Annotated in this window: 22 protein-coding genes; 3 read left to right on the plus strand and 19 right to left on the minus strand. The window is 71.9% G+C overall.

The window, feature by feature from the left end:
• The first annotated feature begins 45 nt into the window (after positions 1 to 45).
• The gene (locus ABD973_RS11145) at positions 46 to 633 is read left to right on the plus strand and encodes a Uma2 family endonuclease (protein ID WP_345500039.1); all 588 of its coding nucleotides are present in this window, start codon (positions 46 to 48) and stop codon (positions 631 to 633) included.
• A 15-nt stretch (positions 634 to 648) separates the two neighbouring features.
• Here the strand turns inward: ABD973_RS11145 and ABD973_RS11150 are convergent, their stop codons facing one another.
• From ABD973_RS11150 to ABD973_RS11165, 4 genes are read right to left on the minus strand one after another with little or no spacing between them, the layout of a single operon-like run.
• Positions 649 to 1,119, minus strand: a complete 471-nt coding sequence (locus tag ABD973_RS11150) for a hypothetical protein (RefSeq protein WP_125822309.1) — start codon at positions 1,117 to 1,119, stop codon at positions 649 to 651.
• Between the two features lie 2 nt (positions 1,120 to 1,121).
• Complete coding sequence (locus ABD973_RS11155; RefSeq protein ID WP_345500040.1) at positions 1,122 to 1,607, minus strand: hypothetical protein; 486 nt, start codon at positions 1,605 to 1,607, stop codon at positions 1,122 to 1,124.
• A 29-nt stretch (positions 1,608 to 1,636) separates the two neighbouring features.
• On the minus strand, positions 1,637 to 2,911 hold the full coding sequence (locus tag ABD973_RS11160; protein ID WP_345500041.1) for a hypothetical protein: 1,275 nt from the start codon (positions 2,909 to 2,911) through the stop codon (positions 1,637 to 1,639).
• A 31-nt stretch (positions 2,912 to 2,942) separates the two neighbouring features.
• Positions 2,943 to 3,308 carry a hypothetical protein gene (locus ABD973_RS11165; RefSeq protein ID WP_345500042.1) on the minus strand — a complete coding sequence of 122 codons (366 nt, stop codon included), beginning with the start codon at positions 3,306 to 3,308 and terminating at the stop codon, positions 2,943 to 2,945.
• 143 nt (positions 3,309 to 3,451) lie between these two features.
• On the opposite strand from ABD973_RS11165, the gene ABD973_RS11170 reads away from it, so the two are divergent.
• Positions 3,452 to 4,555 carry a DNA polymerase III subunit beta family protein gene (locus tag ABD973_RS11170; protein WP_164720947.1) on the plus strand — a complete coding sequence of 368 codons (1,104 nt, stop codon included), beginning with the start codon at positions 3,452 to 3,454 and terminating at the stop codon, positions 4,553 to 4,555.
• Positions 4,556 to 4,616: 61 nt separating this feature from the next.
• Here ABD973_RS11170 and ABD973_RS11175 read toward each other — a convergent pair whose 3' ends face one another.
• The 3 genes from ABD973_RS11175 to ABD973_RS11185 all read right to left on the minus strand — a co-directional run bounded on the left by ABD973_RS11175 (position 4,617) and on the right by ABD973_RS11185 (position 7,819).
• On the minus strand, positions 4,617 to 5,093 hold the full coding sequence (locus tag ABD973_RS11175; RefSeq protein WP_164720946.1) for a ricin-type beta-trefoil lectin domain protein: 477 nt from the start codon (positions 5,091 to 5,093) through the stop codon (positions 4,617 to 4,619).
• A 394-nt stretch (positions 5,094 to 5,487) separates the two neighbouring features.
• Positions 5,488 to 6,087: a hypothetical protein gene (locus ABD973_RS11180; RefSeq protein WP_345500043.1), complete on the minus strand. Its 600-nt coding sequence runs from the start codon at positions 6,085 to 6,087 to the stop codon at positions 5,488 to 5,490.
• 556 nt (positions 6,088 to 6,643) lie between these two features.
• Positions 6,644 to 7,819: a collagen-like domain-containing protein gene (locus ABD973_RS11185; protein WP_345500044.1), complete on the minus strand. Its 1,176-nt coding sequence runs from the start codon at positions 7,817 to 7,819 to the stop codon at positions 6,644 to 6,646.
• A gap of 255 nt (positions 7,820 to 8,074) precedes the next feature.
• Here ABD973_RS11185 and ABD973_RS11190 point away from each other — a divergent pair, with 255 nt between their 5' ends.
• On the plus strand, positions 8,075 to 9,130 hold the full coding sequence (locus tag ABD973_RS11190; RefSeq protein ID WP_125602762.1) for a M12 family metallopeptidase: 1,056 nt from the start codon (positions 8,075 to 8,077) through the stop codon (positions 9,128 to 9,130).
• Between the two features lie 60 nt (positions 9,131 to 9,190).
• Here the strand turns inward: ABD973_RS11190 and ABD973_RS11195 are convergent, their stop codons facing one another.
• The 12 genes from ABD973_RS11195 to ABD973_RS11250 all read right to left on the minus strand — a co-directional run bounded on the left by ABD973_RS11195 (position 9,191) and on the right by ABD973_RS11250 (position 18,496).
• Positions 9,191 to 9,829, minus strand: a complete 639-nt coding sequence (locus ABD973_RS11195; protein ID WP_125602761.1) for an OmpA family protein — start codon at positions 9,827 to 9,829, stop codon at positions 9,191 to 9,193.
• 4 nt (positions 9,830 to 9,833) lie between these two features.
• Positions 9,834 to 10,421, minus strand: coding sequence for a hypothetical protein (locus ABD973_RS11200; protein WP_345500045.1), 588 nt, complete (start codon positions 10,419 to 10,421; stop codon positions 9,834 to 9,836).
• Between the two features lie 29 nt (positions 10,422 to 10,450).
• Positions 10,451 to 11,110, minus strand: coding sequence for a pilus assembly protein TadG-related protein (locus ABD973_RS11205; RefSeq protein WP_345500046.1), 660 nt, complete (start codon positions 11,108 to 11,110; stop codon positions 10,451 to 10,453).
• Complete coding sequence (locus ABD973_RS11210; protein WP_345500047.1) at positions 11,107 to 11,307, minus strand: hypothetical protein; 201 nt, start codon at positions 11,305 to 11,307, stop codon at positions 11,107 to 11,109. The genes ABD973_RS11205 and ABD973_RS11210 overlap by 4 nt, the downstream gene beginning before the upstream one ends.
• A gap of 110 nt (positions 11,308 to 11,417) precedes the next feature.
• Entirely contained in the window at positions 11,418 to 12,125 is a 708-nt protein-coding gene (locus ABD973_RS11215; RefSeq protein WP_345500048.1) for a response regulator, read from the minus strand.
• Positions 12,122 to 13,201 (minus strand): sensor histidine kinase, encoded by a 1,080-nt coding sequence (locus ABD973_RS11220; RefSeq protein ID WP_345500049.1) that lies wholly within the window; start codon positions 13,199 to 13,201, stop codon positions 12,122 to 12,124. The genes ABD973_RS11215 and ABD973_RS11220 overlap by 4 nt, the downstream gene beginning before the upstream one ends.
• A gap of 3 nt (positions 13,202 to 13,204) precedes the next feature.
• The gene (locus ABD973_RS11225) at positions 13,205 to 14,107 is read right to left on the minus strand and encodes a DUF5936 domain-containing protein (protein ID WP_125602755.1); all 903 of its coding nucleotides are present in this window, start codon (positions 14,105 to 14,107) and stop codon (positions 13,205 to 13,207) included.
• Positions 14,108 to 14,123: 16 nt separating this feature from the next.
• Complete coding sequence (locus tag ABD973_RS11230; protein ID WP_125822295.1) at positions 14,124 to 15,062, minus strand: type II secretion system F family protein; 939 nt, start codon at positions 15,060 to 15,062, stop codon at positions 14,124 to 14,126.
• Positions 15,059 to 16,405, minus strand: a complete 1,347-nt coding sequence (locus ABD973_RS11235) for a TadA family conjugal transfer-associated ATPase (RefSeq protein WP_125602753.1) — start codon at positions 16,403 to 16,405, stop codon at positions 15,059 to 15,061. Before ABD973_RS11235 ends, ABD973_RS11230 begins: the two co-directional genes overlap by 4 nt.
• Positions 16,402 to 16,851: a TadE/TadG family type IV pilus assembly protein gene (locus tag ABD973_RS11240; protein ID WP_345500051.1), complete on the minus strand. Its 450-nt coding sequence runs from the start codon at positions 16,849 to 16,851 to the stop codon at positions 16,402 to 16,404. The genes ABD973_RS11235 and ABD973_RS11240 overlap by 4 nt, the downstream gene beginning before the upstream one ends.
• Position 16,852: 1 nt before the next feature.
• A complete protein-coding gene (locus ABD973_RS11245; RefSeq protein WP_345500052.1) occupies positions 16,853 to 17,221 on the minus strand; it encodes a TadE/TadG family type IV pilus assembly protein in 369 nt (122 codons plus the stop codon).
• A 3-nt stretch (positions 17,222 to 17,224) separates the two neighbouring features.
• A complete protein-coding gene (locus ABD973_RS11250) occupies positions 17,225 to 18,496 on the minus strand; it encodes a CpaE/TadZ family protein (protein ID WP_345500054.1) in 1,272 nt (423 codons plus the stop codon).
• Positions 18,497 to 18,500 lie beyond the last annotated feature (4 nt).

The raw sequence follows: 18,500 nt of genomic DNA on the forward strand, positions 1-18,500 counted from the left end.
GCGTGACGAGACACCGACGCCGCCCGGAGGACCACGGTGACAGCCATGATCGAGCGACCCCGGCCCATAGAGGTCACCGAGGGGGAACGGACCTTCGAGGACGTGCTGCGCACGGTCGAGGAGATGAACACGCCAGACGGCCACAAGGCCGAGCTCATCCGGGGGAAGATCGTCGTGTCACCGTGGTCCAGGCTTCGCTACTTCATCCCCATGGAATCCCTGCGGGAACAGTTGATGGAGCACGTCGCGGCAGACCAGGTGGCCACCCACGCACCGTTCCTGTTCAGCTTCCCATCAGTCGGCCGTGCCTACGGGCCTGACCTCTACGTCGTCTACCGCGCCGCGTTCCTGACAGAGGAGCGGCACGGTGACGGGGAGGCCCTGAGCCTCGTAGCGGAGTTCACGTCGACCTCCACCAGGGACGCCGACTGGCAGGAGAAGCTCCAGGTGTACGGGCAGCTGGTGCCCGTGTACCTCGTGGTCGACATGCAGGAGGACGAGATCACCTGCTTCTCCGACCCCTCCCCGCAGGGCTACCGCGCCCACAGGACGGTCTCCTTCGGCACCCCCCTGCCGGTACCCGCCCCCTTCTCGTGCGACATCGACACGACGGCTTTCAAGACGGCGGGCTGAGCCGGCCGGGGCCGGTCACCACCTGAAGAGGACGCCGCGCCAGGTCCAGCCCGCGGCGAGGACCGTGTTGCGCAGGGGGTCCTTCATGTCGCGGGAGTCGTAGCGGAAGGTCTCGACCAGGCGCCGGCGGCCGTCCGGGCCCTTCTGGAACTCCCACTCGCGGGCGATGCGGGTCGAGCCCCCGCGGCCGTACTGCCTGCTGCCGGAGTACTCGTGCGAGAGGTTGCCCCACTGCTCTTCGAGCGTCCGCACCTCGCGGGTGCCGGGCACCAGGCGCAGCCGGATCTTGACGGTCAGGTCCAGCTTCGCGATCCGGCGCTCCGCCACCAGGTCGGCCTTCTCCTTCGGGAAGGCGTGGCGTACGCGGAACAGCGCGTCGGGGCCGCCCAGCGCGAGGAGCGCTTCCCGGAGCTCCATGGTGGGCAGGGGCTTGATCCCCCTGTCGGGGTACTTGGTGCCGGTGACCTTGTCCCAGACGCGGCCCATGGTCAGTCCTCCGCCCCGTCGTCCGGGCGTACCGTGCGCACGAAGTCCTGGAAGTCCTCCAGGACGCTTTCGTACTGGTCCGCGGTGGACGTCAGCGCCAGCCGGACCAGGGCGCGCTGGCGCGGGTCCTCGCCGTCCGGCAGGAACAGGTAGACCTGGGACTGGACGAAGTCCCGGCGGTCGTCGCCCGCGACGGCCGAGAAGGTGACCCGCTGGGCCAGCGCGGGCGCGTCGGCGGAGCCGAGCTCCTGGCGGTGGGTCACCACCACCGAGTCGGCGAACTCCCGCAGCCGCTCGACCGACGCGTCGGCGAGTTCGGCCGGCATCACGTCCTCCTTGGGCAGCCCGCCGTCGACGGTGATGTTCGCCGCGAACCCGGCGTCCGGCTGCGGGTGCACGGCGGCGTAGGCGACGTCGGGAAAGGCCGGAACGGGCCGCCAGCCCGTCGGCAGCGTGAACGCGATCGGCACGGGCAGTGTCGTGGGCATCCCTGAACCTCCTTGCGCGGAAACGGACATCAGTCGAACCAGCTGCCGATCTCGTGGGCCACGTCACCGGCGGTCTTCTTGATCTTGCCCGGGTCCACGGTGATCTCCAGCCCCACCGCACCGCCGAAGAGCTCGGCGGCGCCCGCCTTCCCGCCGACCTTCCACGCGCCGGTCTTCTCGTCCTTCCGCCAGCCGAAGGACCCTTCCCAGCCGGCACCCGCCCATGGTTCGGCCACCACACCGACGCCCAGACCACCGGACTCGACACCGCCGGCAACGGTGCCCTTCACCCCGGCGAAGGACTTCGCCCCGATGGTGACCTCCTCCCTGTTCAGTTTGGCGGTGCCGCTGACCTCGCCCCCGGCGAACCCCTCCACGCGCCCGTAGGCGGCGTGCGAACCGCGTTCGACCCGGACCTCCTCCAGCATCCGCAGGCCGGCGGACGCCTCGGCCTTGCCGCTGACGCCCTTTTCGCTGGCACCGTAGTTCGCGGTCCCCCTGACCCCCGCGTACACGTCCTCTATTCCGGAGACCTTCAGCCCCCCGAATTCACCCTCCCCCTTCGCGGTGGCGTGGAAGAGGTCCGCGTACGCCTTGACCGAGCCCTCCTTGCCGTACTTGATGCCGCTGACGGTGAAGCCGGCGTCGGGCCCGGTCACCGTCACGGGGTCCTCGCGGTCCCGGATGACCGGCGGGACGTACTTCTCGGCCTTCGCCAGGTCGCCCTCGGCGTAGTTGTTGAAGCCGGTCAGGGATTCGTCGGCGCCGCTGCCCTGCCCCAGGGCGTCCCGGTTCCTGTCGACGACGGCCGATTCAAGGGCGTCCTTCACGTGCGTGTCGGCGTCGGAGACGGCCTTCACCCGGTCGTCGAGGTGCTTCTGCCACTTCTCGACGGCGGTGCGGACGGTGGCCTGACCGTCCGGGTCGTGCTGGTAGGCGCTGCGCTCGGCGGGTGTGAGCCGGGCGAAGTCGAAGGCGACCCGGCCTTCCGCGGACACGGCCATGCCCGCGGCGACCGCGTCGTCGCGTGCGCTCTCCAGCTTCCTCCTGAGGTCGGTGAGCTGCTCGTGGGCCCCGCGCAGCAGGCTCGCGATCGCCTTGGCCTGGTTCTGCGCGGCGGAGTACTCGTAGCGGGTCGCCGTGAACTTGGTGCGGGCCACCCCAGCGCTCACGCCGGACCAGTCGTTCCCGAGGGTGATCTTCTGGATGGTCTCGCCGTAGCGGGTCTCGACCTTCTGCAGTTCGCCCGCCATCGCGTCCCACTTGGCGGCCGCCGCCGTCAGCAGGCCGAGGTCCGTGGTCATCACTTCGCCGTAGGTCAGCACCACGGGCCCCTCAGAGGTGGTTCAGCTTCGACTGGGACTGGAACTGGTCGTGCACCGCGACGTCGTTGCCGGCGAAGAGGCCCGCGGCCCCCCGCAGCGCCGTCTTCTCCCCGGCGAGCCGGCCCATCAGCGACCGCGCCTGCTGGTCCCAGGTCTCCGCGACCTTCTTGAGTCCGGCGGCCGTGTCCCAGCCGTCGAATCCCTTCTGGGCCGCTGCGGTGGCGCCGTCCGCGTGCTCGGCGGCCTTCTTGGTGTTCGGCTCGAACTCGGTCTCGATCAGGCCCGCCGCCGCCTTCTTCTGCTGCGGCGTCGAGGCGAAGTCCCCGGGCCCGCCAGGAGCCAACGGCCCTGGCCCCGGACCGGAGTTCAGGCGCATGCCCGCTTGGTCCTGGTCGACATCCCCCGGCATGACGCTCCCCCCATCACGGATGGGTCCGATCATATGCACGGTCACCGTGCGGGGTTGACCCTCGACCTGGTGGAGGGAGCAGAGTTCCGGCCGTGGGGAACGAGAGCGGGATGCGCAGTATCGGTGAGATGGCCCGGGACAGCGGGCTCGGCGTGAGCGCGCTGCGGTTCTACGACGGGGCCGGGGTGCTGGTCCCGGACTGGGTGGATCCGGTGAGCGGGTACCGCTGGTACGGGCCCGGCCAGCTGGACGAGGCACGGCTGCTGGCGCACCTGCGGCGGGCCGGGATGCCGCTGGCCGACATCCGGCTGGTGACGGCCGGCTGGTCCGGGTCCGACACCGCCCTGGTGCTGAAGCTGCTCTCGGAGCACCTGCTCCGGCTGGAGCGGGGGCTCTGCGACGCGCGCCGCGCGTTCTCCACGGTCCGTGACCTTCTCGACGCCAGGGAGACCCCGATGAGTTCGACCTTCGCCCATCCGCACACGGCCCCCGTCCGCCTGACCGTGTCCGCGCCCGGGCTGGCCGCGGCGCTGGACGCGGTCCGGTTCGCCGCGAGCACCGATCCGGAGCTGCCCATGCTCGGCGGCGTCCTGTTCGACGCCGAGGGCGGGACGCTGCGGGTCGTCGCCACCGACCGGTACCGGCTGGCCGTTTCGGCGACCGGCGTCACCGGCGCCGGGGAAGGGGAGTACGACGGCTCCCGCGTCCAGGCCGTCGTCCCGTCCCCGCTGGCCGACGCGATGCGGGCGCTGCTCGGCGCCGAAGGGTCGGCGGAGCTGCGGGTCGAGGGGGACCGGGTGGTCCTGGAGGCCGGGGAGCGGCAGGCGGGCGGCCGGTGCGGCGCCACCGGCTTCCCCGACTACCGCCGGCTCTCCCGGCTGCCGGCCGGACGCCGGGCCCCGGTGGACGTGCCCGCGTTCCGGGAGGCGCTGCTGGGCGGGCCGGTACGGAGCCAGGTGCGGGAGGAGGACGGCGCGGCGTACGACGTGAGCGTGCTGGAGGTGACGGACGGGGGGCCGGTCTCGGTCCGCGAGCACGCCTCCCCCGGGGACCGGATCGGCGTCAACCGCGCCTTCCTGCTGGAGGCCCTGGCCGCGGCGGACCGGGACCGGCTGGTCCTGGAGGCCGGGACCGGCCCCAGGCCGCTGACCATCAGCCGCGGCGACGACGAGGAGACGTACTCGATGCTCATGCCGGTGATCGTGGAGGACTAGGGGGTGTACGCCCCGCGCCCGGGGCCGCCGAGGCTGCGGCCCCGGGCGCGGGAGCGGGAGGTCAGACGAGGGCCAGGCTGATCTGGTCGTTGAAGACCACCCAGTTCTGTCCGCGGTCGGCGGAGTCGCAGGGCTTCGTGGAGAGGTTCGGGGTCCCCCAGGCGTTGGCGAAGCAGTACGCCGGGGCGAAGGCGAGGGAGATCTTCTGGCCGGCGACGTTCCAGTACTGCCCCTGGTCGTTGGGGTTGCACGGCTTCGTCGAGACGTCCGGGGTGCCCCAGTTGTTGGCCAGACAGTAGCCGCGGGCGTTGGTGAGGGCGATCTGGTGGCCGGAGACGGTCCAGTGCTGGCCCTGGTCCGCGGCGTCGCAGGGCTTCGTGGAGACGTTCGGGGTCCCCCAGGCGTTGGCGAGGCAGTACCGGCCGGGAACGGCGGCCTGCTGGGCGGCGCCCGCGGCACCGGCCGTACCGGCCGGCAGGAGGGAGGCGGTCAGGGCGAGCACGGCGAGGGCGAGCGTCTTGCGGGGGGCGAGGGCCATGATGCGGATTCCATTCTCGACGCGGGCAGGAGTGATTGACTCAAGCCAAAAGGAGGGGGTCATCCGGCTCGGATCCGAGCACACGGAAATTGATATCAGGGAGCACTTGCCGGTCAATTGGATTGGACGAGCCCTTCACCCGGAACGAGCAGTCACCAGATGATCCGATGACCGCCGAATGGCCAATAAACCCTCTTCGGGCGCAAATTAGACACCCTTCCCCACCTGCAAAGATGGCCGAAAATCCATGATCCGACACACCGGGCCGTCCGTTGCGCCGCACCCCTGCACAGGGCGGATCCACCTCTCCTGCACGGCGCCCGGATACGCCGAAACGTTTCGCATCCACACTTTCACGCCGAATTTCCCCGACGGGGAAATCCGGAGTGAATTCCTACACCGCCCTCAGGGCGGCGGAAAGGGCGGCGAAGGAATCGGCGGAGGCGTAGACGGTCCTGGCGTCGACCACCCCGGCGGTGCCCAGGTCCAGGCGTACGGGCGGGTCCAGGTGCACCGCCACGTCCAGCGAGCCGCCCACCGAGCAGGCCACCGCCCCCGGCTCCCCCGGCACGGGCCGCGGCCCCCGGCCGCCCACGGTCCGGATGACGGGCGACACGGACCGGACCGCCGAGCGCGGCAACGCCACCTCTCCGAGGAACCCGGTGCGCAGGACCAGCCGCTCGGCGTCCACCTGGTGCGGATGCCGCACCAGGGCGGCCACCAGGGCGAGCCCGCCCGTGATCAGCAGCGCCTCCAGCGCCGCGTGGGCGGGCCGGACCGGCGGCGGGATCATCGAGGACACGAGGAACGAGGTCACGATCTCGACGGCGACCAGCGGCAGAACCAGCTGCCGCACCCCGGCGGAGTGCCGTACCCCGGGCACCGCCGGCCGCCGCCGGACCACCTCCACCAGCGACCGCGCCCACACCCTCGCGACCCCGGCCCTGCCCGGCCCGGCGGTCACCACCCCCGTCACCCACTCCGCCGCCGTCACGCGCCCGCTCCCCCCTCGCCACGTCCATCTCCTGCCACCCTGGGCCGAGTTGGGGCCGGACGAAAGTGACAAACGTCAGCGGCATACGGGGAGGGCCGGGCCCGCGCCGATCGGGGACATCGAGGCCGGCGAGGCCCATCCCCTGCCCGGACGCCGCCCGGACCGCCTCGCCGCCCGGCGCCGGGCGGCGTAGCGTCGTGTTCGGGGGGCGATCGGGAAGCGAGGGGCCATGGCCGTTCTTGTGCAGAACACGGGCGCGGGCTGGGACCGGGAGGGCTACCAGGCCCTGCACGACCGTGTCATGCCCGACGTCACGAAACCGCCCGCCGGGCTCATCTCCCACGCCGCGATGCCCGGCGACCCGGACGGGTGGGTGGTCATCGACGTGTGGGAGTCGAAGGACGACTACGAGCGCTTCCTGGAGGAGGTCCTGATCCCCGCCGCGCAGGATCTGGGGGCGCCGCAGTTCGACACGAAGATCGTGGAGATCTACAACCTGATGGTCCCCCCCGCACCCCATCTGACGGCTCCCCCCCTGGGGCGACCGCGTGACGGGTCAGTGACGCCGCGGGCCGTTCTTCGCGAGGGGCGGCGGCGGGGTCGATCCCGGCGGCTGCGGCACGGCCGGGGTCCAGATCCGGGTGGTGGGACAGTCGAGGCGGTCCGGTTCGCCGCGGTTCACGGGGCAGGTGGTCTCGTAGATCTCCCCGGTGGTGGTGACCACTTCGACGATGACGTCGTTGCCGGTCTCCGCGATCGTGATGCCGCAGGGGTTGGGCGGATAGCCCGTGGAGTTGGCGGAGAGGTCGTACCAGGTATAGGCGGGCCGCACGGGGTTCGGGGCGTTGAAGTCGTAGACGCCCGCCAGCGCGGTGCCGTTGGGCAGCAGGACGGCCTTGTACTTGACCTCGGCCTCGTCCCACGAGGTCGACACGTCGACGCACGGCCCGGTGGGACCGACCGGCCCTTGCGCCCCGGTCGCACCCTGGGGGCCCTGGGCCCCGGTCGCACCCGTCTCGCCCTGCGGACCCTGCGCACCAGTGGCGCCCGTCTCGCCCTGGGGCCCCTGGGCGCCGGTCTCGCCCTGCGGGCCCTGCGCACCAGTGGCGCCCGTCTCACCCTGGGGCCCCTGGGCGCCGGTCTCGCCCTGCGGGCCCTGCGCACCAGTGGCGCCCGTCTCGCCCTGGGGCCCCTGCGCACCGGCCGGACCCTGCGCGCCCGTCTCACCCTGCGGACCCTGCGCACCGGTGGCGCCCGTCTCGCCCTGGGGCCCCTGCGCACCGGCCGGACCCTGCGCGCCCGTCTCACCCTGGGGGCCCTGGGCCCCCGTCGCGCCCGTCTCGCCCCGCTCACCCGCCGGGCCCTGCGAGCCGGTCTCGCCCTTGGGGCCCGCCGGACCCTGTGGGCCTGCCGGTCCCGGCGGACCGGGGACGCCCTTCGGCGGGCACTTGTCCTGGCGCCGGGTCCCGTAATCGTCGCCGTCGTCGTCCTCGTCCTCGTCCTCGGAGCCGCCGCCCTTCGACGGACGGCCGTCAGCGTCAGGGTGGTCGTGCGAGGCGCACGGGTTGCTCACGCCGGCCGCGGCCGGTGCCGTCGGCGTCCCCGCCGCGACGGCCGGGCCGGCCACGCCCACGAGCACGAGCGAGAGGGCGGCCAGCGCGCCCCCCGCGGCCCAGGCCCGACTGCGGGCGACGGGGCCAAGGAGGGACGTGGCCCTGTGCTCACGACTCATCAAGCGCTCCTCCGGAAGGAAAGGGGTATGAACGTCCTTGGGATAAACGGACAACAACCCCGGCGCCTTGAGTCCGCAGGAGCCGACGTCAGCAGATCGGCCCACACACGCCCCACGAACGGACGCACGCCGCCCCGGGATGCACGGCAGCGGCATCAGGAGCAGCATGAAATCCGGGGGAATCGGTTCGACCCTGGTTCGTCGACGGTGATCACTCGTCTCCAGAGCTTCGAGTACGAAGTCAGGAGCACCACCATGGCCACTCAGCAGGAGGAGACTGCCCGGCGGTACTGCGCCCAGCCTCCGCAGAGACTCCCCGAACTACCCCCGGACCTGAGCCTTCCCCGGACCAGGGCGATACTCGCCAACCGGTCGAAGTGGGTGAACGGCACCCAGGTGCGGTACAGCTTCCTCGACGGCGCCGGCAACGGTGTGGCCAAGGCGTGGCTGACCGAGGTCCACAACGGTTTCGAGGAGTGGGAAAGCCTCGGGATCGGGCTGCGGTTCCGTCCCGAGGACAACCCTCCGGAAGCGGAGATCCGGATCACCTTCGCCGATGACGGCTCCTGGTCCTACGTGGGTACGGACTGCCTCGGCATCGGTTCCGCAGAGGCCACGATGAACTTCGGATGGGATCCGACCACGCCCTACGGAAAGGCCACGGTCCGTCACGAGATAGGGCACGCGATCGGCTTCTGCCATGAACACCAGAACCCGTTCGCCGGCATCGAGTGGGACGAGGACGAGGTCTACCGCTACATGGCGGGCTCCCCCAATTTCTGGCCGCGGGAGACGACCTACCACAACATCATCCGCAAGCTCTCGACGCACCAGGTGACCGGCTCGAAGTGGGACGTGAAGTCGGTCATGGAGTACGGCTTCGAACCCGGCCTGATCAAGAAGCCGGAGGAATACCGGAACGCCGGCATCCCTTCCCCGCTCAAGCTGTCCGATCAGGACAAGGAGTACGTGCGCACCTGGTATCCGCCGCTGTCGCCCCACGTGCCCGAGCTGAAGCCGTTCCAGTCGGCGGTCCTCGGCCTCGGCTCCGGAGAGCAGGCCGACTTCGAGGTGGTCCCCGATGCCAGCCAGAACTACCGGTTCGGGACCTTCGGCAACGCCGACGTGAAGATGGTCCTCTTCGAGGCGGCCGGCGGTGAGGACCTCCGCTTCGTCACCGGAGAGGACGACAGCGGCGAGGACCGCAACGGCCGCTTCGAGGTCAAGCTCTTCGCGGGTCGCCGTTACGTCCTCCGCGTACGCATGTACTCCACCTGGGGTTCCGGGGGCGCGTCGGTCATGTACTGGTGACCGTCTCCCGTGTCCCGTCGGCGGGACCCGCTCCCCACGGGGGCACGGTCCCGCCGATGCCTAGCCGGCCGCGCCGCGGGGGAAGGTGATCTCGACCCGGCGGTTCTTCTTGCGGCCTTCCTCGGTGCTGTTGTCCGCGATCGGGTAGTCCTCGCTGTAGCCGCGGACGTCATAGGTGACGCCGGGGTTGGTGACGGTCTTGGCCAGCTCGGCCTGGACGGCGTCGGCGCGCTGCTTGGAGAGCTCCTGGCCGTGTTCGTAGCTGCCCTGGTCGTCGGTGAAGCCGAAGACGCGGATGCGGGTGGCCTTCTGGGTGTTGATCTCCTGCGCGATGGCCTGGATGCGGGATGCGGCCTGGGCGTTGAAGACGGCGCTGTTCTCCGGGAAGAGGACCTCGGACTGCAGGGCCATCATGACGTTCTGGTTGGTCTCCTGGCGGCGCTGCTCGCCGCCGAGGTCTTCGACGACCTCGGCGATGTCGAGCACCTTGACGGGGGCGAGGGTGCCGCCCTGGGGGATCTTGAGGCCGGGGGCGTTGGGGTCGACGGGCACGGGCGCGGCGGCGGACGGCTCCGTGCCGGGGGGTACGGAGGGCTTGGGGTCGTCGGCGTGGGCGCTCGTCGCGCCGAGGAGGTGGGTGCCGGCGATGACGAGCCCGGCTACGGCGGTGGCTGCGGCTGCGCGGTGGCGTTGTGTCATGGGGTCACCCGGAGAGTTTGACGGTGGCCGTGGCGAAGGTGGGCAGACTCATCTCCACCTCCGTGGTGGCGGCAGGTGGCGCCGGGAACTGGGCGAAGAACGGTACCGACTGGCCTGGCTCGATGATGGCCAGCCCCGTGGTGCACAGGCACCTGCCGTCGGTGTCCCGGAGGACGTAGTAGCGCTTCTTTCCGGCCTTGTCGACCAGGGTCACGCCGGCAACCGAAACCCCGCTGGAGTTGAGTTCGTTTCCGCGCCATGGTGCCGTGTTGACGTAGGGAGCTGTGCCCGTGTTCTTCAGCTGGCCTTCCACCGTCAGGAATCCACCGGCGTCACGTGCCGCCTTGTTGATGGTCAACGTCATGCCGGCTTCACCGTTGGCAGTGGCGAGCACCACCGTCGGCGTAGGCTTGGAACCACCAGTCGGCGCCTGCGACTTCGGCGCGTCCCCCTGGGGTGCCGCTGACGAGTCCTTGGCAGCCTTGGGCTTGTCATCGCCTCCCCCACCGCAGCCCGCCACCGTGAGCGCCAGCACGGCCACGGTTACGGCAGCCGCTCCCCCACGGATCTTCGCCGAGCGCCGAGTGCTCATCTATGCAGCTTCCTTATCTCGTGTACGTGTCAATCGATCAGCCGGACCGTGAACAGCGCCTTCGCCAGCTTGTTCAGTGAGCCCGGATGCGCCAGATCCAAAGTGAGTGCCTCCCCGTCGCAGACGAACTTGACGCTTCCCGGCCCCGGCGTTGAGCTCGGGTTCGGGCTCGCGGTCGGGCTGGACGTCGGGTCCGGGGTCGGTGTGGGAGACGGAGGGGCCGGGGCCGAAGTCAGTGAGCAGCGGGGCTTGATGCGGGCCTTGGCCGTGGCCTTGCCGTGAACGCTCTCAGTGCCCGGCACCACGGACTCCCCGACGGTCCCGTTCGTGGTCACGGTGACGCTGACTTCCGGGATGGCCGCCTCACATTCGGCAACGGCGTCGTTCAGAGCCGCGAACTCGACCGCCTTGGCACACGCTCCCCGCCCCGTGAGCAGGTCACCGTGCACGAGCTTCGCCCAGTCCGCGGGCGTAAGACCGAACAGGTCCAGCCCGGTGAAGGTGTTGTCCCGGGCCTCCCCGGCCGCTGCAAGGGCAGCAGCGTCCGCAGCACCTTGCGCATTGCTGCGGGTGACCCCCGCCTGCCCCACGACGAAGAAGGCCAGGGCGGCGAAGAGCAGGCCCACCACCACGATGATGTAGACGGGGAACGCCTGCCCCCGCTCGTCCCGAAACCCCTGCTGCCTCACTTCCCCGCAGTGATGCTCGCGACCGCTCCTGTGATCTTGGTGGTAATGGCCTGTCCGATACCCGTACCGACGATCGCCCCGATGATCACCACGACCACCAGGATGATCCCCAGGTACTCGAACGCCGTCTGCCCGCGATCCCTCGCACCCTTGCCCGCGTACCGCTTGCGCAACCTGGTCAGCGTGTTGTTCGACATAGGGGGTCCCTCCCGGTCCGGTTCCGCTGTCGATCTGCGGACGGTACGGGGAGTGACGAGAGATAACCAAGGGTCCCGGGGCCCAAATACGGTCCCATTGCGCACGGCGTCTACCCACGACCGGTCACCCCCGGACGGGCGGTTCCCAGCCAGCGGGCTATCGCCTCGCTGCGGCTCGCGCTCTGGAGCTTCGCGAAGATGCGGTTGATGTGGTTCTTGACCGTCTTCTCGCTGATGAAGCAGGCGCCCGCGATCTGCTGGTTGTTCATGCCGGACGCGATCAGGTCCATGATCTCCACCTCCCGCGAACTCAGCCCGAAGACAACGGAGTTGTGCACGCGCTCCGTCGACTGTGCCACAGAAGGTTGCGTTTGCGAAGAGGCCCGCAGTTCCGCGAGGACCGCCGTGGCCGCCGTCGGGGTGAAGTGGGCGCGGCCGGCGCGGGCGTCGCGTACCGCCCGGACCAGTTCGTCCGCGGTGAACTCGCCGTGGATCAGGTACCCGCCCGCGCCCAGCAGCAGGGACTCGCGGATCTGGTCGGCCTCCTGGCTGTACGTCAGCATCAGGACCGGCGCCAGGCACACCAGGTGCGGCAGCGCCGAGATGCCGTCCACCCCCGGCATCCGGACGTCCAGCAGGATCACGTCCGGGGCGTGGACCCGCGTCAGGTGCAGGGCCTCCCTGCCGTCGCGGGCCTGCGCCACCACCCGGAGGTCCCCCGCGGTGGCCAGCAGCGCGCTCAGCCCGGCCCGCACCACCGGGTTGTCGTCGGCGATCAGGACGTCGATCGGGGTCGTCGGGGTCGGGGTCGGGGTCATCGGATCCCCTCCAGCGGGAGCGAGAGACGGACACGGGTGCCCGGGCGGCCGGCCGGGCGGGGGCCCAGGGACAGGGCGGCTCCGATCGCCGCCGCGCGTTCCCGCATGCCGCGCACGCCGAAGTGGCCCGCGGACGGGAACCGCGCCGGCAGGCCCCGGCCGTCGTCCTCCACCGAGACGGTGAGGTGCGTACCGGTCGCCGAGACGGTGAGCAGGGTCTCGGACGCCTCCGCGTGGCGGCGTGCGTTCTCCACCGCCTCCGCGGCCACGGCGACCACGTGCCGGGCCACGGACGGGGGCAGGGCCGGGACCGCGCCCGAGACCCGGACCCGCGCGTCCAGCGCGTGCAGCGCCGGCAGGAGGGGGACCGGATCGGCCCGCAGGTCCGTCAGCAGGGCACGGGACTCGCAGGCCGCGCGGCGGGCCGCCGAGGCCACCTCCTCGGCCTGCCTGCGGACCAGGTCCGGGTCCGACGTGCGCGCGAGCGCGTCGGCGGCCAGGGCCAGGCCGTGCAGGGTCTTGGAGACCGAGTCGTGCATCTCCCGCGCGAGCCGTTCCCGCTCCTCCCGGACCGCCTCGGCCGCCGTCAGCCGTGCCCGGGTCTCGGAGAGGCGGAAGAGGAAGTCGCGGACGGAGGAGCCCGCCGCGCCGGACAGGACGCACAGGAAGGAGAGGACCAGGCCGCCGCCCAGAGCGGCCACCACCACCGTCTGCGCCGCCGCGAAGACGGCGGATCCGCGCCAGCCGTACACGAGGCCGGAGAGGAGCGGCGTGCCCAGGGCCACCAGCCCCAGCGGGGACGACGGGGTCGCCGTGACCAGGAGCAGCGCGCCCACCGCCATGTCCGCCGCCAGCAGCCACCGGTGGCGCAGCAGCAGCGGCCCGAAGCGCTCCCAGTCGCGGAAGAGGGCGTACGACAGGAGGAAGGTGAGGGCCACGGAGGCCGCCACCAGGTACGTGGGGGCGCCCGGCGCCGTCCGGCCCAGGGCGAGCGGGGCACCCAGGGGGATCATGACCAGCCGGACCGCGAAGACCTGCCTGCACAGGGCCTGGAGGGCGTTGGCTTCCAGGCGCATGGCTCAGCCGCCCCCCAGCAGCGCGCCGAAGTCGACGTTCGCGCCGTAGACGAAGCCGCAGACGAGGAGGATCAGGGTCCCGGGCAGCATGAACATGGTCACCGCGAAGGTGGCCTTGGGGACGGCCCGGGCGGCCCGCCGGCGGGCGTTCTGGGCGTCCGTGCGCCGCATGTCCTCGGCGATGGCGATGAGGGTCTCCACGATCGGGGAGCCCAGCTCCTCGCCCTGCTGGAGGGCGGTGACGAACTGCGCGACCTGCTCGGAGTCGTTGCGCCGGCGCAGCTCGTCGAAGGCCTGGCGGCGGCTGACGCCCATGTCCATCTGCTGGAGCGTGATCCGGACCTCGTCGGCCCACGGGCCCTCGTACTTGCCCGCTACGCGTTCGAGGGCCTGCCGGAAGCCCAGTCCGGCGCTGACGACGACCGCGAGGACATCCAGGAAGTCCGGCAGGGTCCGCTCGATGTTGTCCCGGCGGATCCGGATCGCCGACCACAGCCCGGCCTCGATCCAGAACAGCCCGAAGGCGGTCATGAGGAGGGCGGGGACGAGCTTGCCGTTCATCAGCATCGCGAGGGCGCCGAGGCCGCCCAGGAAGCCGTACACCGCGCGCCGGGCGGCGTAGCGGTCGATGGTGAGGCCGGCCGGGTTGCCCGCCATGTCGATCTGGCGGCGCTTGCGGGCCACCTGCTTGGGCCCCATCAGCCGCAGCACCAGCGGCGCCCAGCGGATGCCGAGGCGGTCGACGACCGAGCCGACGGCGGTCGTGCGGGTGGCGCCGACCTCCAGGGCGAGGGCGAGGTCGGTCGGGAGTTTGACGTCGGCGCGGTAGAGCCGGATGCCGTGGAGGATCCCGAAGACGGACAGGGCGGTGGCCAGGGCCAGCAGGAGGGGGAGGTAGGTGTTCATCGCGGTGGCCGGCCCCTCAGACGTCGATCTTCGACAGGCGGCGGATGAGGACGAACCCGAGGGTGAAGAGGCCGAGCGCTGTCAGCACCGCCGTCTGCCCGATCCAGGCGCCGGTCATCCGGTCCAGCGCGCCCGGCATCATCACGTCGACGAGGAGGAGGGAGCCGAGGCCGATCGCCGGGACGAGGTAGGCGGTCACGGTGACCTGCGAGAGCTGCGTACGGATCTCCCTGCGCGTCTCCTTGCGCTGCTCCAGGGTCACCGTCAGGTTCCGCAGGCTGCCGACGATGGCGCCGCCCGCCCGGGCGGACAGCACGAGGGTGGAGACGAGGACGACGAGCTCGCGGGACGGGAGCCGTTCCACGATCTCCCCGAGCGCCTCCTCGATGGAGTGGCCGACCGCGAGCCGGTCCGCGACCCGGGACAGCTCCTCCCCGGCCGGGGCCTCCAGCTCCTCCGCCGCGATCCCGACGGCCGTGCGCAGGGCGAGCCCGGCCTGGGTGGCGTTGGCGAGGATGCGGGCCAGCTCGGGCAGCTGGTTGATGAACCGCTCCGTGCGCCGGGCCCGCTGCCAGTTGAGGAAGGCGTTGGCGGCCCACAGCCCGATCAGGCCGGCCACCGGGCCGAAGAAGGGCGCGAGGAGGGAGGCGGAGACCAGCCACACCCCGGCGACGGCCATCAGTACGTACGCGAAGAACTCGCCCGGGGTGAGGTCCAGGCCGGTGGTCGCCAGCTTCAGTTCGATGCGCCGGCCCAGCCGCGTCCTGCGCAGGCGCCGGTCCAGGCCCTGGAAGCGGCGTCGGCGGCCGGCGGGCTCGGGGGCGCCCTCGGCGGAGAGCCGGTCGATGAGGGCGGCGCGCTGGGCGAGCCCGGCCGCGTACGCGTGCACGCCGAGGGAGACGAACAGGCCCGCCAGCAGGGTGGCGCCGAGGGTGAGGAGAACGAGGTTGGTCACAGCACGGTCCGGGAGGTCAGCGGGTCGGGGTAGTCCTCCGGCGGGGCGACCCCGAAGGCCTGGGGGATGGGCTGGTTGCTCATGTAGAGGCGCTCCGCGATCCGGCGGGGCAGCGGGGCGTAGGCGAAGTAGCCGTGCACGCGCCCGTCGGCCCCCATGGGCTGGGCGATGAAACGGCACACGGTGGTGATCCGGAACGGCTCGCGGCCGTGGGAGTCGAGGATGGAGATCTCCGTGATGCGGCGCGAGCCGTCGCCGAAGCGGGTGAGCTGGACGATGACGTTGACGGCGCTGTTGATCTGGTCCTGGAGCGCCTCGAAGGGGATCTCGACCTCGGACATGGAGGCGAGGGTCTGGAGGCGCATCAGGGCGTCCTGCGAGCTGTTGGCGTGGACGGTGGCGAGGGAGCCGTCGTGGCCGGTGGACATCGCCTGGAGCATGTCGAGGGTCTCGCCGCCGCGGACCTCGCCGACGATGATGCGGTCGGGGCGCATGCGCAGGGAGTTGCGTACGAGGTCGCGGATGGTGATCTGGCCCTTGCCCTCCACGTTCGCGGGCCGGGATTCGAGGCGGATGACGTGCGCCTGCTGGAGCTGGAGCTCGGCGGAGTCCTCGATGGTGATGACGCGCTCGCCCTCGGGGATCAGTCCGGAGAGGGCGTTGAGGAGGGTGGTCTTCCCGGTGCCGGTGGCGCCGGAGACGATCAGGTTCATCTTCGCCTGGACCAGCCCGGAGAGCAGGAGCAGCATCTGCTCGTCGAGGGAGCCGAGGGCGATCATCTCGTGCAGGGTGAAGGCGCGCGGGAAGCGGCGGATGGTGAGGGTCGCGCCGGTGAGGGAGAGCGGCGGGATGATGACGTTGACGCGCTCGCCGCTGGGCAGGCGCGCGTCGACCATCGGATTGGCCTCGTCCACGCGCCGGTTGACGGTGGAGACGATGCGCTCGATGGTCTGCATCAGCTGCTCGTGGGAGGCGAAGCGGATGGGGAGCTGCTCGACCCGGCCGGAGCGCTCCACGAAGATCTGGTCGGGGCCGTTGACCATGATCTCGGAGATGGAGGCGTCTTCGAGGAGTGGTTCGAGCACGCCGAGGCCGAGCGCCTCGTCGACGACGCGGCGGATCAGCTGGGCGCGCTCGGCGGTGGAGAGGACGGGGCCCTCGCGGCTGATGATGTGCCCGAGCACGCGCTCCAGGCGCGCCCGGCGCTCGGCGGGCGCGAGCGCGGACATCTCGGCGAGGTCGATCTCCTCCAGCAGCTTGGCGCGGTAGGAGGAGACGAGCCGGCCGTCCTCGCGGGGGCTGTGGCGGTCGTCGGGGGTGCTGACCCGGGAACGCAGGCTCATGGGCGGGCTCCGGTCGGGTCGTCGTTGGGCATGACTGCGGTGGCCTTGGCGTCGGGGACGTCCAGTCCGGGCACGATGACGTTGACCTTGATCGTCACGGTGGCGGTGACGGCGTCGTCGCTCTTGCTGATGGCCACATCGGCCGTGAGGCCGCCGCGGACCGCCGCCCGGCCGGCGGCGGCACCCCCCGATCCCTTGCGGGCCTCCACGCGGGCCGCCGTGCGGGCGGCGGTGTCGGCCTGTTCGTGGACGTACGCGATCCAGCCCAGCTGGATCCCGCACAGCGCGACGAACAGCAGGATCGGCACGAAGCCGATGTACTCCAGGGCCACCTGGCCCCGGTCGCCCCGGCGGCCCGCCCTGGCCGCGGGACCTCCTGCGCCGGGCGCGGGCGTACCGCCCGGCACGAGCCCCGGGCCGGGCCGCTGATCGCAGTGGCGGGGCATCTCAGTTCGCCTCCCTCTCCATGGCCGCGCCGGCCTCGCCGCTGATCCGGCCGAAGCTCAGGCCGGGGTAGAAGACCGGGATCTCCAGCCGGACCGTGGCCTTGTACACGTCGCCGGACGGCCCGCAGCCGGTCGTGAGGTTCCACGCGCCCCCGATGTGCTCGGTGGCGGCCGCCGCACACGCCCCGTCGCCCCGTACCGCACCGGCGCGAGCCGCCTCGTCGGCCGCGTTCCCGGCCAGGGAGAACGCGTAGCCGATCAGTACGCACTCCCACACCGCCGCGACGAGCAGCAGGATCAGCGGCACCATGCCCACGAACTCCAGGGCCACCTGCCCCCGGTCCCCGCCCCGGTACCGCCCCCGGCGCACGCGTCAGCCCTCCCGGCCGCGCCGCAGCCGGGCCACCGGGCCGGCCGCCCGGACGGCGAGGGCCGAGCCCGAGCCCGGCTGCACCGGGACCGGTGCCCTGTCCGGTGCCGAGAGCAGGCCCAGCTCGCCGGCCACCGCCCACAGGGCCTGTTTCACCGTCGAGCGGTTGTCGAGGTCCTGGACCCGGCCCGCGTCCACCACGGCCTGGAGTTCCTTGAAGGCGGCGGGGACCGGCGTGCGGACCGGCCGGGTCTTGGTGATCTTCTCGATCAGCGAGGGCTGTATCTCGGTGTGCTTGCTCCAGCGGTTGACGACCACCGCGGTGTCCTCGGCCTTGCGCACCTGGAGCCGCTCCCACATCCGGACCATCCGCTTGGCCGCGCGTACGGAGACCACGTCGGGGGTGGTGACCAGGACCGCCGTGTCGGCCTGTTCCACGGCGGCGGCGTTGGCTCCGGTGACCTGGGTGCCGCAGTCGACGACGACGAGCTCGTAGCGGGCGCGCAGGGCGCCGATGACCTGGCGGGCGGCGCGTTCGTCGACCTCCTCGCCGCGCTCACCCTCCGCCGGGGCGAGCAGCAGCGCCAGCCCGGTGCGGTCCTCGTAGACGGCGTCCTGGAGGACGCGGGGGGAGATGTCCTGGATGCCGGCGAGGTCGGCGATGGAGCGGCGGAACTGCACGTCGAGGTAGGAGCCGACGTCCCCGGCCTGGAGGTCGAGGTCGACGAGGGCCGTGCGCCGGCCCGAGGCGGCCGCGGCGAGGGCGAACTGGACGGCGGTGAAGGTGGTGCCGACCCCGCCCTTGGCCCCGCTGACGGTGACGACCCGGCCGCCCGGGCCGGTGAAGGCCTCCGCCCCGCCGCCCAGGTGGCGGCGTACGCCGACGGCCCACAGGGCGGCGGCCTGGACGCGGGCGCTGAGCTCCTCGTACGAGAGGGGCAGGGCGACCAGGCCGCGCGCGCCGGAGTCCATGGCGGCGGAGAACAGTCCGGGGCCGGCGTCGGAGGAGAGCAGGACGACGCCCACGGCCGGGAAGCGCAGGGCGACCTCGCGGATGAGTTCCAGGGCGGGGACGGGGCCGATCCGCTCGTGGACGAGGACGACCTCGGGGAGTTCGTCGACGGACTCGGCGGCCATGCGGCCGAGCATGTCGAGGAGGGAGGTGGAGTCGGGGACGGGAGGGGCGGGCTCGGCGTCGGGCAGCTGGCTGAGCAGGGCCGTGATGGAGCGGGCGGCGTCCGGGTCGCCGGCCGCGGGGAGGATTCGAGTGGTCATCGGC

Origin of the sequence: Streptomyces racemochromogenes (genome assembly GCF_039535215.1) — a bacterium.
GTDB classification, from domain to species: Bacteria; Actinomycetota; Actinomycetes; order Streptomycetales; family Streptomycetaceae; genus Streptomyces; species Streptomyces racemochromogenes.